Below are 14,030 nucleotides of genomic sequence, written 5' to 3'. Positions count from 1 at the left end.
CGTTCCGGCGTCGTCCACTGACGCCACCGCGGCGAAGCGCCCGGCGCGCCGCCGCGCAGCCGGCCTCGAGGGCATGGTTCTGGCTGAGCTCCAGCAGCTCGCCGCCGGCCTCGGGCTGAAGGGCACCGGCCGCATGCGCAAGGGCGAGCTGGTCGAGGCCATCAAGGCGGCTCAGTCCGGCGGCTCGGCGCCGGCCGTCGCTGACACTCTTCCGGTCGAGTCCGCGGCGCAGCCCGCCGCCCCGGCCGCCACCGACCAGCCCGCCGCCGAGGCACCGGCCCCCGCGCGTGGCCGTACCCGTCGCCGGGCCGAGCGGCCGCAGGCCGCCGCCGAGCTCCGTCCCGACGAGGTCGTGGTCGCCGCCGACGCCACGGCTCCCGAGTCTCCCGCCGTGGAGGTCCCGGCCGGCGAGGCGCCGAGCCGCGCCGAGACGCCGGCCGACGCGCCCGCGCGCACCGACGCTCCGGCCGACGACGAGCAGGCCGAACGCCGCTCCGAGCGGCAGGACAACCGCCGGGGCCGCCAGGGTGGCCGCGACGGCGACCGCCAGAACGACCGCGACGGCGGCCGGCAGCGCGACCGCGACAACGCCCGTCAGGAGACCGCCCGTCAGGACGGCGACGGCGACCGCCAGGGCGGCCGCGACGGCGACCGCGATGGCGGCCGGCGCCGCGACGACGCGCGCCGCGACGACGCGCGTCAGGACGCCGACGGCGGCCGGCAGGGCGGTGGACGCGACGACGCCCAGGACGAGGACGACGACCGCGGTCGCCGGCGGCGCCGGCGCGACCGGCGCGGCAACAGCCGCGACCGCGACCGCGACCGCGATCGCGACCGTGACCGCCGTGGTGGCAGCCGCGAGCGCATCGAGGAGCCGACGGTCACCGAGGACGACGTCCTCATCCCGGTCGCCGGGATCCTCGACATCCTGGACAACTACGCGTTCGTCCGCACGTCGGGCTACCTGCCCGGGCCCAACGACGTGTACGTGTCGCTGGCCATGGTCCGCCGCTACGGGCTGCGCAAGGGCGACGCCGTCACCGGCGCCGTCCGGCAGCCGCGCGAGGGCGAGAAGCAGCAGAAGTTCAACGCGCTGGTGCGGGTCGACACCATCAACGGCGCCGACCCCGAGGCGGCCAAGCAGCGGCCCGAGTTCTCCCGGCTGACGCCGTTGTACCCGCAGGACCGGCTGCGTCTCGAGACCGACGCCGCCAACATGGCGACGCGGATCATCGATCTCATCGCGCCCATCGGCAAGGGGCAGCGCGGCCTGATCGTGTCGCCGCCGAAGGCCGGCAAGACGCTGATCATGCAGGCGCTGGCGCACGCGATCACGCAGAACAACCCCGAGACCCACCTCATGGTCGTGCTGGTCGACGAGCGGCCCGAGGAGGTCACCGACTTCCAGCGCACCGTCAAGGGCGAGGTCATCGCCTCGACGTTCGACCGCCCGCCGGTCGACCACACGATGGTCGCCGAGCTCGCCATCGAGCGGGCCAAGCGGCTGGTCGAGCTGGGCCACGACGTCGTCATCCTGCTCGACGGCATCACTCGTCTGGGCCGGGCCTACAACCTGGCCGCGCCGGCCAGTGGCCGCATCCTGTCCGGTGGTGTCGACTCCAGCGCTCTGTACCCGCCGAAGCGGTTCTTCGGCGCCGCGCGCAACATCGAGAACGGCGGCTCGCTGACCATCCTCGCCACCGCGCTGGTCGAGACCGGCTCGAAGATGGACGAGGTCATCTTCGAGGAGTTCAAGGGCACCGGCAACATGGAACTGCGGCTGCGCCGCGACCTCGCCGACAAGCGCCTGTTCCCGGCCATCGACGTCGACGCGTCGAGCACCCGGCGCGAGGAGATCCTGGTCTCCCGCGAGGAGCTGGCCATCATGTGGCAGTTGCGCCGCGTTCTGTCCGCGCTCGACCCGCAGCAGGCCATCGAGCTGATGCTCGACCGCCTCAAGAAGACCAAGAGCAACGCCGAGTTCATGCTCACGGTCCAGAAGACGACGCCGGCCGTCGGCGGGAACGGCTCCAAGGACGCCGACTGACCCCGCAGGGCCGCGCAGTCCGGGACGCCGGGGTTTCAGGGGCCATCATGAGGTTTTCTGGAGCGTCACTATGCCTGCAATCGTGTTGAGGGTCGGGTGATCCTGGTGATGTGCGGGGCCTTCGACGTCGCGGTTTGGCGGCGGCGGCGCGGCCTGGAATACTGATCTGCTGGCTCCGGTTCACGGTGCGACGCCCCGTCGTGCCGACCCGGCGGCCCATGACACGCCAGGAGTACACAGCATGAAGTCCGACATCCACCCGGCCTACGTGGAGACCACGGTCACCTGCACCTGTGGCAACACGTTCACCACCCGGAGCACGGCGGCCAACGGCGTCATCCACGCCGACGTCTGCTCCGCCTGCCACCCGTTCTACACGGGCAAGCAGAAGATCCTCGACACCGGCGGCCGGGTCGCGCGCTTCGAGTCGCGGTACGGCAAGAAGAAGGCCGACGCCAAGTAGAGCTCTCCGGGCGGGGCGTGCGAGGTTCTCTTCGCACGCCCCGCCCCCTTTGTGCCGTCGTCACACCGCGTCCTCGGAAGGAGCCGACCCGTGTTCGAAGGTGTCGAGACGCTGGTGTCCGAGCACGCCGAGCTCGAGCAGCGCCTGGCTGACCCGTCGGTGCACGCCGACCCCGCGCTGGCCAAGCGGCTGAACCGCCGCTACGCCGAGCTGTCGGCCATCGTCGAGGCGTACGCCGCCTGGCGGCAGGCCGGCGACGACCGCGCCGCCGCTCTGGAGCTGGCCGCCGCCGACGCCGCCTTCGCCGCCGAGGCCACCGAGCTGGAGGCGCGCCAGGACGGCCTCGCCGAGCGGCTGCGCATGCTGCTGCTGCCGCGCGACCCCAATGACGGCCGCGACGCGATCCTCGAGATCAAGGCGGGGGAGGGCGGCGCGGAGTCCGCGCTGTTCGCCGGCGACCTGCTGCGCATGTACCTGCGCTTCGCCGAGCGGGCCGGCTGGAGCACCCAGGTGCTCGACGCCGAGGAGTCCGATCTCGGCGGCTACAAGGACGTCTCCGTCGCGGTGAAGGCGCGCGGCACGCCAGAACCCGGCGCCGCGCCGTACGCCCGGCTCAAGTACGAAGGCGGCGTGCACCGCGTGCAGCGGGTCCCGGTCACCGAGAGCCAGGGGCGTATCCACACGTCGGCCGCCGGCGTGCTGGTGCTGCCCGAGGCCATTGAAGATGACGTCGAGGCGGTCATTAGTCCGAACGACCTCCGCATCGACGTGTTCCGGTCCTCCGGCCCCGGCGGGCAGAGCGTCAACACCACCGACTCCGCGGTGCGCATCACCCATCTGCCCACCGGCATCGTCGTCTCCTGCCAGAACGAGAAGAGCCAGCTGCAGAACAAGGAGCAGGCCATGCGCATCCTGCGGGCGCGGCTGCTCGCGGCGGCGCAGGAGGAGGCCGAGCGCGAGGCGTCCGACGCGCGGCGCAGCCAGGTGCGCACCGTCGACCGCTCCGAGCGGGTGCGCACGTACAACTTCCCGGAGAACCGCATCTCCGACCACCGCACCGGCTACAAGGCGTACAACCTCGACGCCGTGCTCGACGGCGACCTCGGCCCGGTCGTGCAGTCGCTGGTCGACGCCGACGCCGAGGCCGCGCTCGCCGCCACCGCCGAGGGCGGCATCGCATGACGGCGGCGCCGCTGCGCGAGCAGCTCCGCGCGGCCACCGGGGTGCTGGCCGCCGCCGAGGTGCCGTCGCCGCGGCACGACGCCGAGGCGCTGGCCGCGCACGTGCTCGGGGTCGAGCGCGGCGCGCTGCTGTCCCAGCCGGAGCCGGACGCCTCGTTCGCGCCCCGGTTCGAGGAGCTGGTGCGCCGCCGGGCCGGCCGCGAGCCGCTGCAGCACCTCACCGGCCAGGCGCACTTCCGGCACCTGACGCTGCAGGTGGGGCCGGGGGTGTTCATCCCGCGGCCGGAGACCGAGCTGACCGCCGGCGCGGCGATCGACGAGGCGGCGGCGGTGGCCGCGGCCGGCCGGGTGCCCGTCGTCGTCGACCTGTTCGCCGGCTCCGGTGCCATCGCCATCTCCGTCGCGACCGAGGTGCGCCCGGTCATGGTGCACGCCGTCGAGCGCGAGGACGACGCCGTCGCCTGGCTGCGTCGCAACGCCGCCGGCAACTCCGTCATCGTGCACCGCGACGACGTCGCGCTGGTGGCCGAGCGCAGCCTGTCGATGCTGCTCGGACAGGTCGACGTCGTGGCCGCGAACCCGCCGTACATCCCGGCCGACGCCACCATCCGCGACCCCGAGGTGGCCGAGTACGACCCGCCTGCCTCTCTGTGGTCCGGCGCCGACGGCCTCGACGCCATGCGGGTACTCGCCGACGTCGGCGGGCGGCTGCTGCGGCCCGGCGGTCTGCTGGTCGCCGAGCACGCCGACGTGCAGGGCGAGGCGGCGCCGGAGGTGTTCCGGCGGCACGGCGGCTGGACCGAGGTCGCGGACCATCTCGATCTCGCGGGCCGCCCACGCTACATCACGGCGCGGCGTGCGGGATGATGGCATCGTGAGTCCGCTGTACGACTGTTCTGACGAGACCAAGCGGAAGCGCGGCATCGCCGCCGCGGCCCGCGCCATCCGCAACGGCAAGCTCATCGTGCTGCCCACCGACACCGTCTACGGCATCGGCGCCGACGCGTTCACGCCCGAGGCGGTCGCGGGGTTGCTGCAGGCCAAGGGCCGCGGCCGCGACATGCCGGTGCCGGTGCTGGTCGGCTCGCCGGCCACGCTGGGCGGCGTCGCGATCACCGACAAGACCATCGACGCGCTGGTCGAGGCGTTCTGGCCGGGCGGGCTGACGCTCATCTGCCGGCAGCAGCCGTCGGTGCGCTGGGACCTCGGCGACACCGGTGGCACCGTCGCGGTGCGGATGCCCGACCACGAGGTGGCCGTCGAGGTGCTGAAGACCACCGGCCCGCTCGCCGTCAGCAGCGCCAACGTCACCGGCCAGCCGCCGGCGCGTTCGGCCTACGACGCCCGCGACCAGCTCGGCGACAGCGTCGCCGTCTACCTGGAGGCCGGCGACACCGAGAGCGACACGCCGTCGACCATCGTCGACGTCTCCGGCCCGGTCCCGCGGGTGCTCCGGCAGGGCGCCCTCGGCCTGGCCGAGCTGCAGTCCGTCGTCCCCGAGCTGCAGGGCCCGGAGGGTTCCCACCAAAGCCGACCGCGAGGTCCCCGGGGGCAACGAGTCCCGCAAGGGAAAGGGAACTAGGAAACGGTCGCCCGGTGCGCGAGTATCTTCTGACCTTCTTCATCGCGGCCTCGGTCACGTACCTGGTGGTGGGGCTCGCGGGACGGTTCGCGTACTGGGTCGGCGCGGTGCCGCCGACGCGCGACCGCGACGTGCACCGCGAGCCGGTCCCGCGGCTCGGCGGCATCGCGATGCTGGTCGGCATGCTGGTCGCGATGCTGGTGGCGAGCTACCTGCCACGCATGCGCAACGTGTTCACCGAGTCCAGCGACGCGTGGGCGCTGATCCTCGCCGCCGTCGTCATCTGCCTCATCGGCGTCGCCGACGACATCTGGGAGCTGTCCGCGCTGGCCAAGTTCGCCGGGCAGGTCGTCGCGGCCGGACTGCTGGTCGCGCTCGGCGTCCAGCTGCTCTACCTGCCGCTGCCGGGGGGCACGTTCGTGCTCGACCAGACCCAGGGCGCGATCATGACGGTCGTGCTGGTGGTGGGCGCCACCAACGCGGTCAACTTCGTCGACGGCCTGGACGGGCTGGCGGCCGGCGTGGTCGGTATCGGTGCTGCGGCGTTCTTCGCCTACGCCTACCTGCTGTCGGTCGAGAACAACAACAGCTCGTACATGACGACGTCGGCGCTGGTGTCGATCGTCGTGGTGGGCATCTGCGCCGGGCTGCTGCCGCACAACGCGCACCCGGCGAAGATCTTCATGGGCGACTCCGGCGCGATGCTGATCGGGCTGCTGCTCGCCGCCGGGTCGATCAGTCTGACCGGCCGGCTGCCCAGCCAGGACGTCGACACCTCCAGCTTCCTGCTCACGCTGCTCCCGCTGGTGCTGCCGCTGGCGGTCATCCTGCTGCCGTTCCTCGACATGATGCTCGCCGTCGTGCGCCGCACCCGGGCCGGCAAGTCGCCGTTCGCGCCGGACAAGATGCACCTGCACCACCGCCTGCTCGAGATCGGCCACTCGCAGTGGCGCGCGGTCGCGATCATGTGGGTGTGGGCGGCGCTGGTCTCCGGCGGCCTGGTGGTCATCGCGCTGGTCGGCGGCTGGACTACCTACGTGCTGCTGGCGCTCGCCGTCGTCGTGATGATCGCGTTCACCACCGGCCATCCGCGCCGGCTCTTCCGCCGTGGACATCCGGCCGCGGTGTGAGAAATGGCACGTCGTGCCGAGAGAGGACGCCGCCACGTAGGCTGGGGCCGCCATGACCGAATCCGTTTCCCCACCTTCGCGCCGGCGTAGCCCGGCCGCGGCCGCCCGGCCCGCTCTGCTGCTCACCCTCGCCGTCGGTGCCGGCTGTGCCGTGGCTGCGGCGCTCACCGCGGGCAGCGCCGGACTGTGGTCCGCCGTCGTCGCGACGGTGCTGGTCATCGCGTTCTTCGCGAGCGGATCGCTGCCCGTCCTGCTGGCCCGCCACCTGCCGCCCAGCGGGCTGGCCGGGGCCGGCGTGCTGATCGTGACGTACTCGCTGCGGCTGGCGCTGATCTTCATCGCGCTCGGCGTCCTGACCAGCATCGACGGCGTCGACGAGCGCTGGCTGGGGTTGTCGCTGATGGCCTGCGCACTGGTCTACACCCTCACCTACGCGGTGACGATGTTCCGCGAGAACGCGCAGCGGGGGAGCGCCACGGCCCGCGTCGGCGGCCCGGAATGACCTTGCCCGTGACGGCGGGCGCGGGTGGTGAGTGGACGCCGACCGCGAGGTCCCGCGCGGGCACGAGTCCCACAAGGGCAAAGGGGAACAGTGGGACCCGATTTCGTTACCGGCAAGGGCACCCAGTAGTATTCGAGGCGCCATGAGTCCGGACGATCCCGATGACACACGTCGGACGGATCAGAACGGTGCGTGGGATGCCTTCGCACTGGTCGTGTCCGGAGTAGCAGTATGGGGTGGCGTCGGCTGGCTCGTCTCCGAGTGGCTCAACAGCCGCGTCTTCCTCGTACTGGGGCTCTTGGTAGGGATGGGTGCCGCTCTGTACCTCGTATGGGTCAGATACGGTAAGCCCTGACCTGGACCTCCTCGTCGGGCGCGTCCGCGAGCGCGCTGAAGAAAGGACCCCGTGAGCACTCGGATCGTGGCCGAGTCGGGCTTCCACAGTCCCGGGCCGGCCGACTTCGAATTCCCGCCGTTGTTCGGCGAGGGTACGTTCTTCACCAAGCCGATGCTCGTCATCGTGCTGGGCACCGTCGCCGTCGGCGCTTTCTTCTACTTCGCGGCCCGGCGCAGCACACTCGTCCCCGGCAAGTTGCAGTTCGCCGGCGAAGCGGTCTACGGATTCGTGCGCGACGGAATCGCGCGTGACGCCATCGGCCGCGAGGGCATCAAGTACGTCCCCTATCTCGTGACGCTGTTCGGCTTCATCGCCGTACTGAACATCTCGGGCATCATCCCGGTCCTGCAGCTGCCGGCCACCTCGAAGATCGCGATCCCGCTGTTCCTGGCGCTGATCTCGTGGGTCATCTACAACTACGTCGGCATCCGGCGGCAGGGTTTCGGCGGATACTTCAAGAACATGATGTTCCCGCCCGGCGTGCCGAAGGCGATCTACCCGCTGCTGGCGCCGCTGGAGTTCTTCTCCACCTTCATCGTGCGGCCGTTCACGCTCACCCTCCGTCTCACGTTCAACATGTTCGCCGGGCACCTCGTCCTCTTGCTGACGATTCTGGGTGGCGAATATCTGCTTCTCGAGTACTCGGGTGTCGTCGGAGTAGCGGCCGGCAGCGTGTCGATTCTGTTCAGCATCGTGCTGACTTTCTTCGAGGCATTCGTCCAGATCCTCCAGGCTTACGTTTTCGTCCTGCTCTCCGCCATTTACATCGGCGGCGCTCTCACCCACGAGCACTGAGCTTCACCTTAAAAAGGAAAGGAAGAAAGATGGAAGGCTCGCTCAACATGGTCGGTCTCGGCCTCGCGGCCATCGGCCCGGGCGTCGGCATCGGTCTGATCTTTGCTGCCTACATCAACGGCGTGGCTCGCCAGCCGGAGGCGCGCAGCGTCCTCCAGGGCATCGCGATCCTCGGCTTCGCCCTTGCCGAGGCGCTGTTCATCATCGCCATCGGCCTCGCGTTCGCCATCTGATCATGGCTCTCTCGATGGCACCGATCGCGGTGATGGCGGCGGAGGAGGGTCCCGATCCGCTGCTGCCGCACACCTCCGAGCTGATCGTCGGTCTGGTCGCCTTCGCTCTGCTGTTCTTCTTCCTCCGCGCGAAGGTCTACCCGATCTTCGAGAAGACCTACGCGGAGCGTGCCGCCGCCATCCAGGGCGGCGCCAGGAAGGCCGAGGAGGCGCAGGCCGAGGCCCAGCGCCTGCTCGAGGAGTACCGCGCCCAGCTGGCCGACGCCCGCAGCGAGGCGGCTCGCATCCGCGAGGACGCCAAGCAGCAGGGGGCGGCCATCATCGCGCAGGCGCGCGAGGACGCCGAGGCCGAGGCCAAGCGGGTCGCCGCGCGGGCCGAGGCGCAGCTGCAGGCCGAGCGCGACCAAGTGATGCGCGAGCTGCGCGGCGAGGTCGGCACGCTGGCGACCACACTGGCCGGCAAGGTGGTCGGCGAGTCGTTGCAGGACGACGACCGGTCCCGCCGCGTCGTCGAGCGGTTCCTGGCCGACCTCGAGACCGCCCAGGCCTCCGACGCCGTGACGACGGCCCCAGGGGATTCGTGAGCAATGCCTGACACCAACGAGAGCCACGGCGGACTGCGGTTGCGGTTCGAGAGCATCGTCGACCAGGCCGCCGACCGCGCGTCGGCGGTCGGCGACGCTCTGTTCGCGTTCGCGAACCTGCTCGACTCCCGTCCGTCGGTGCGCCGTGCGCTCACCGACACCGGCCGGACGCCCGACGACCGCGAGGCGCTGGTGCGCCGGCTGCTCGGTGACCGCATGGAGCCGGCCGCCACGGACGTCCTCGCCGCGGCCGCGCGGGAGCGCTGGGCGAACCCGGGCGACCTCACCTCCTCGGCCGAGGAGTTCGGCCTCCAGGCAGTGCTCCTCGCCGCCCGGTCGGCGGGCCGCCTCGACGACGTCGAGGAGCAGATCTTCCGCTTCGGGCTGGTCGTGCGCGGCAACCGCGACCTGCGGTCGGCCCTGATCGACCGCGCCGCTCCCGCCGATGCACGGCGGCAGCTGGTGCGGTCGCTGCTGCAGGACAAGGCGGCGCCGGAGACCGTGGCGCTCATCGAGCACGCGGTCCTCGACCGCCGGGCGCGTAGCCTGGAGGCGGAGCTGGCCCGTATCGCCGACTTCGCGGCGCGGTTGCGCGAGCGCCGGGTGGCCGTGGTTCACGTCGCCACCCCGCTCGGCGTCGAGCACCGCGAACGGCTGGAACGGGTGCTGGCGGTCCGCGCCGGCGGTCCGGTCCTGCTGAACGTCGTCGTCGAGCCTGACGTCGTCGGCGGCATCCGGGTCGAGCTCGGTGACGAGGTCGTCGACGGCACCGTGACCAGCCGCCTGGACGCCGCCCGCCGGCAGCTGGTCGTCGGCTGACCGGCATCCACCCAGACTTGAGACCACCGTTCGAAGAGCGAAGAGAGCAGGAGCAACGATGGCGGAGCTGACAATCCGTCCCGAGGAGATTCGCGAGGCGCTCGACGCCTTCGTCGAGTCCTACCAGCCGGCGGCCGCCGTCCGCGAAGAGGTCGGCCACGTCACGATCGCCGGCGACGGCATCGCCCGGGTCGAGGGCCTGCCCTCGGCCATGGCCAACGAGCTGCTGGAGTTCGAGGACGGGACCCTTGGGCTGGCGCTGAACCTCGACGTGCGCGAGATCGGTGTCGTGGTGCTCGGTGACTACGCCGGCATCGAGGAGGGCCAGACGGTCCGCCGCACCGGCGAGGTGCTGTCGGTTCCGGTCGGCGATGCCTTCCTCGGCCGGGTGATCGACCCTCTGGGCGCCCCGCTCGACGGGCTGGGCGAGATCAAGGCCGAGACTCGTCGCGCGCTGGAGCTGCAGGCTCCCAGCGTCGTGCAGCGGCAGAAGGTCGCCGAGCCGCTGCAGACCGGCATCAAGGCCATCGACTCCATGACCCCGATCGGCCGGGGCCAGCGCCAGCTGATCATCGGTGACCGGCAGACCGGCAAGACCACGGTCGCCGTCGACACCATCCTCAACCAGCTGGACAACTGGAAGAGCGGCGACAAGAAGAAGCAGGTCCGCTGCATCTACGTCGCCACCGGCCAGAAGGGCTCCACCATCGCCGGCATCCGGCAGCAGCTGGAGGAGGCGGGCGCGCTCGAGTACACCACCATCGTCGCCGCCCCCGCGTCCGACGCCGCCGGCTTCAAGTACCTGTCGCCGTACACCGGCTCGGCCATCGGCCAGCACTGGATGTACCAGGGCTACCACGTCCTCGTCGTCTTCGACGACCTGTCCAAGCAGGCCGAGGCGTACCGCGCCGTGTCGCTGCTGCTGCGCCGCCCGCCGGGCCGCGAGGCGTACCCCGGCGACGTCTTCTACCTGCACTCGCGGCTGCTCGAGCGCTGCGCGAAGCTGTCGAACGACCTCGGCGGCGGCTCGATGACCGGCTTGCCGATCATCGAGACGAAGGCCAACGACGTGTCGGCGTTCATCCCGACCAACGTCATCTCCATCACCGACGGCCAGTGCTTCCTCGAGACGGACCTGTTCCACGCGGGTGTCCGCCCGGCCATCAACGTCGGTATCTCCGTCTCCCGGGTCGGTGGCGACGCGCAGATCAAGGCGATGAAGCAGGTCGCCGGTACGCTGCGCCTCGACCTCGCCCAGTACAACGAGCTCAAGGCATTCGCCGCGTTCGCGTCTGACCTCGACCCCGCCAGCAAGGCGCAGCTGGAGCGTGGCGAGCGGCTCACCGAGCTGCTCAAGCAGCCGCAGTCGGCGCCGCTGTCGGTCGGCCGCGAGGTCGTGTCGATCTGGTCGGGCACCACCGGCAAGCTCGACGACGTCCCGGTCGAGGACGTCCGCCGATTCGAGGGCGAGTTCCTCGACTACGTCGGCCGTGAGCACGGAGCGGTCTTCGAGAGCATCGAGGCCTCCGGCAAGCTCGACGACGAGGTCGTCAAGACGCTCGAGCAGGCGATCGACGACTTCAAGCAGACCTACGTCACGGTGTCCGGCCAGCCGCTGATCAAGGACGAGCCGGTCGAGGCCCTGGGCGAGGGCGAAGAGGACCTGACGGTGCTGCGCCGGCGCAGGCGCGACGCGGAGGCCATCCAGGAGGCCGCCCGTCCCGACGCGGGCGAGTGAGCCGTGACCGTCACGTCCGACCGAGGCACTGAAGGGAGGTCGCCCGCGTAATGGGAGCTCAACTTCGTGAGCTGCGGCAGCGCATCCGCTCTGTCGAGTCCATCAAGAAGATCACCCGCGCCCAAGAGCTGATCGCGACCTCGCGGATCGCCCGGGCCCAGCAGTTCGCCGAGGCGGCGCGGCCGTACAGCCAGGCGCTGGTGCGGGCCATGGAGGCGGCCGCCGAGCGGGCCCGCCTCGACAACCCGCTGCTGGAGGGCGTCGAGGAGCCGCGCCGGTCAGCCATCCTGGTCGTCACCAGCGACGGCGGCTTCGCCGGCGCCTACTCCGCCAACGTCATCCGGCAGAGCGAGGCGCTGGCCGGCCTGCTGCGTGAGCAGGGCCAGGAGGTGGTGCCGTACGTGGTCGGCAAGAAGGGCGTCAGCTGGTTCACGTTCCGCGGCCGCGAGCTCGGCGGCCAGTACGTGGGGTTCACCGGCAAGCCGTCATACGCCGACGCCCGGAAGATCGCCGACGACATCCTCGACGCCATCAACACGCCCACCGAGGAGGGCGGCGTCGACGAGATCCACATCGTCTCGACGCACTTCCGCAACATGGTCACGCAGGAGGTCCGGGCCCGCCGGCTGTTCCCGATCATGGTCGAGGACGTGCCCGAAGAGATCCACCACGCCGAGGCCGGCGCGGTGCGGTCCGACAACGGGGGCACGGGCTCGGGTGCTGCGGGCAACGGCCGGCCGGCGCGCACCGACGTGCTGCCGCTCTACGAGTTCGAGCCGTCGGCCGACGAGGTGCTCGACGCACTGCTCCCGCAGTACGCCGGCAACCTCGTCTACACGGCGCTGCTCGACGCAGCGGCGTCTGAGTGGGCGGCCCGGCGCCGGGCCATGAAGAACGCCACGGACAACGCCGGTGAGCTGCAGGAGTCGCTCACCCGCGAGTCCAACTCGGCACGCCAGGCCGAGATCACCCAGGAGATCAGCGAGATCGTCGGCGGCGCGGACGCGCTGGCGGCCGCAGGGAGCGAGTAGGACCTCATGACTGCCACCATCGAAAACACAGCAGAGACCACCGCTGCTGCTACAGGCCGGGTGGTCCGGGTCATCGGACCTGTCGTCGACGTCGAGTTCGGCGGGGGCTACATGCCCGGCATCTACAATGCGCTCGAGGTCGACGTGAAGCTGGCCGACGAGGCCGGCGGCAATCGCACGCTGACGCTCGAGGTCGAACAGCACATCGGCGACGGCCTGGTGAAGGCCATTTCGATGCAGCCCACCGACGGCCTCGTCCGCGGTACCACCGTTCGCGACACAGGCAAGGGCATCTCGGTGCCGGTCGGCAACGGCGTCAAGGGCCACGTGTTCAACGCGCTGGGCGTGCCGCTCGATGTCGACGCGTCGGAGATCAAGGCCGACGACCGTTGGGAGATCCACCGCGACCCGCCGCCGTTCGCCGACCTCGAGGGCAGCACCCAGATGCTCGAGACGGGCATCAAGGTGCTCGACCTCCTCACCCCGTACATCCAGGGCGGGAAGATCGGCCTGTTCGGTGGCGCCGGTGTCGGCAAGACGGTGCTCATCCAGGAGATGATCACCCGGGTGGCCCGGAACTTCGGTGGCACGTCGGTCTTCGCCGGCGTCGGCGAGCGCACCCGTGAGGGCAACGACCTCTGGGTCGAGATGGGCGAGGCCAACGTCCTCAAGGACACCGCGCTGGTGTTCGGCCAGATGGACGAGCCGCCGGGCACCCGCATGCGGGTCGCGCTGTCGGCGCTGACGATGGCCGAGTACTTCCGCGACGTGCAGAAGCAGGACGTGCTGCTGTTCATCGACAACATCTTCCGGTTCACCCAGGCCGGCTCGGAGGTCTCCACGCTGTTGGGCCGGATGCCCTCGGCCGTGGGCTACCAGCCGACGCTGGCCGACGAGATGGGTGAGTTGCAGGAGCGCATCACGTCGACCAAGGGCCACTCGATCACGTCGATGCAGGCCATCTACGTCCCGGCCGACGACATCACCGACCCCGCGCCGCACACCGCGTTCGCGCACCTCGACGCCCGGACGGTGCTCTCGCGGCCGATCTCGCAGCTGGGCATCTACCCGGCCGTGGACCCGCTCGACTCCTCCAGCCGGATCATGGACGCCGCCTACATCGGCGATGACCACTATCGCATCGCGACGCGGGTGAAGGAGATCCTGCAGAAGTACAAGGAACTGCAGGACATCATCGCGATCCTCGGTGTCGACGAGCTGTCCGAGGAGGACCGCGTCACCGTCAACCGGGCGCGGCGCCTGCAGCGGTTCCTGTCGCAGAACATGTTCGTGGCCGAGTCGTTCACGGGCCAGCCGGGCGTGTTCGTCCCGCTGTCGGAGTCGCTGGAGTCGTTCGACGCCATCACCAAGGGCGAGTACGACCACCTGCCCGAGCAGGCGTTCAGCTACGTCGGCAACATCGAGGACGCCGAGAAGAAGGCACGCGAGCTCGCCTCCTGAGGCTGACATTCCGCGGTGATCGACAGGGAGTCGTCCCCTTAGGGAGACGGCTCCCATGTCGGTCACT

At 70.8% G+C, this 14,030-nt stretch carries 14 protein-coding genes; all 14 read left to right on the top strand.

All coding sequences use genetic code 11. The features are described 5' to 3' along the window. The first annotated feature begins 73 nt into the window (after positions 1–73). The 14 genes from rho to atpD all read left to right on the top strand — a co-directional run bounded on the left by rho (position 74) and on the right by atpD (position 13,963). A complete protein-coding gene (gene rho / locus E1262_RS23460; protein WP_420810558.1) occupies positions 74–2,047 on the top strand; it encodes a transcription termination factor Rho in 1,974 nt (657 codons plus the stop codon). Between the two features lie 241 nt (positions 2,048–2,288). Beyond that, a complete protein-coding gene (rpmE, locus tag E1262_RS23455) occupies positions 2,289–2,510 on the top strand; it encodes a 50S ribosomal protein L31 (protein WP_092623147.1) in 222 nt (73 codons plus the stop codon). A gap of 90 nt (positions 2,511–2,600) precedes the next feature. After that, the gene (gene prfA, locus E1262_RS23450) at positions 2,601–3,692 is read left to right on the top strand and encodes a peptide chain release factor 1 (RefSeq protein ID WP_132106169.1); all 1,092 of its coding nucleotides are present in this window, start codon (positions 2,601–2,603) and stop codon (positions 3,690–3,692) included. Then, positions 3,689–4,558, top strand: a complete 870-nt coding sequence (gene prmC / locus E1262_RS23445; RefSeq protein ID WP_132106167.1) for a peptide chain release factor N(5)-glutamine methyltransferase — start codon at positions 3,689–3,691, stop codon at positions 4,556–4,558. The genes prfA and prmC overlap by 4 nt, the downstream gene beginning before the upstream one ends. 7 nt (positions 4,559–4,565) lie before the next feature. Then, the gene (locus E1262_RS23440) at positions 4,566–5,273 is read left to right on the top strand and encodes an L-threonylcarbamoyladenylate synthase (RefSeq protein WP_132106165.1); all 708 of its coding nucleotides are present in this window, start codon (positions 4,566–4,568) and stop codon (positions 5,271–5,273) included. Between the two features lie 14 nt (positions 5,274–5,287). Continuing rightward, positions 5,288–6,403 carry a glycosyltransferase family 4 protein gene (locus E1262_RS23435; protein ID WP_132106163.1) on the top strand — a complete coding sequence of 372 codons (1,116 nt, stop codon included), beginning with the start codon at positions 5,288–5,290 and terminating at the stop codon, positions 6,401–6,403. Between the two features lie 52 nt (positions 6,404–6,455). Beyond that, entirely contained in the window at positions 6,456–6,905 is a 450-nt protein-coding gene (locus E1262_RS23430) for a hypothetical protein (protein WP_132106161.1), read from the top strand. A gap of 406 nt (positions 6,906–7,311) precedes the next feature. Then, positions 7,312–8,097 (top strand): F0F1 ATP synthase subunit A, encoded by a 786-nt coding sequence (gene atpB, locus E1262_RS23420; protein WP_132106157.1) that lies wholly within the window; start codon positions 7,312–7,314, stop codon positions 8,095–8,097. A 29-nt stretch (positions 8,098–8,126) separates the two neighbouring features. Continuing rightward, positions 8,127–8,330 carry an ATP synthase F0 subunit C gene (atpE, locus tag E1262_RS23415; protein ID WP_046771352.1) on the top strand — a complete coding sequence of 68 codons (204 nt, stop codon included), beginning with the start codon at positions 8,127–8,129 and terminating at the stop codon, positions 8,328–8,330. A 2-nt stretch (positions 8,331–8,332) separates the two neighbouring features. Continuing rightward, on the top strand, positions 8,333–8,914 hold the full coding sequence (locus E1262_RS23410; protein ID WP_238993026.1) for a F0F1 ATP synthase subunit B: 582 nt from the start codon (positions 8,333–8,335) through the stop codon (positions 8,912–8,914). 3 nt (positions 8,915–8,917) lie between these two features. After that, positions 8,918–9,733 (top strand): F0F1 ATP synthase subunit delta, encoded by an 816-nt coding sequence (locus E1262_RS23405; RefSeq protein WP_132106155.1) that lies wholly within the window; start codon positions 8,918–8,920, stop codon positions 9,731–9,733. 58 nt (positions 9,734–9,791) lie between these two features. After that, entirely contained in the window at positions 9,792–11,471 is a 1,680-nt protein-coding gene (gene atpA, locus E1262_RS23400) for a F0F1 ATP synthase subunit alpha (protein WP_132106153.1), read from the top strand. 50 nt (positions 11,472–11,521) lie between these two features. Next, on the top strand, positions 11,522–12,502 hold the full coding sequence (locus E1262_RS23395; protein ID WP_132106151.1) for a F0F1 ATP synthase subunit gamma: 981 nt from the start codon (positions 11,522–11,524) through the stop codon (positions 12,500–12,502). 6 nt (positions 12,503–12,508) lie between these two features. Further along, positions 12,509–13,963, top strand: a complete 1,455-nt coding sequence (atpD, locus tag E1262_RS23390) for a F0F1 ATP synthase subunit beta (RefSeq protein ID WP_132106149.1) — start codon at positions 12,509–12,511, stop codon at positions 13,961–13,963. Positions 13,964–14,030 lie beyond the last annotated feature (67 nt).

It is taken from the genome of Jiangella aurantiaca (assembly GCF_004349105.1).
Lineage (GTDB): Bacteria > Actinomycetota > Actinomycetes > Jiangellales > Jiangellaceae > Jiangella > Jiangella aurantiaca.
This window is presented reverse-complemented; position numbering and strand designations above follow the sequence as displayed.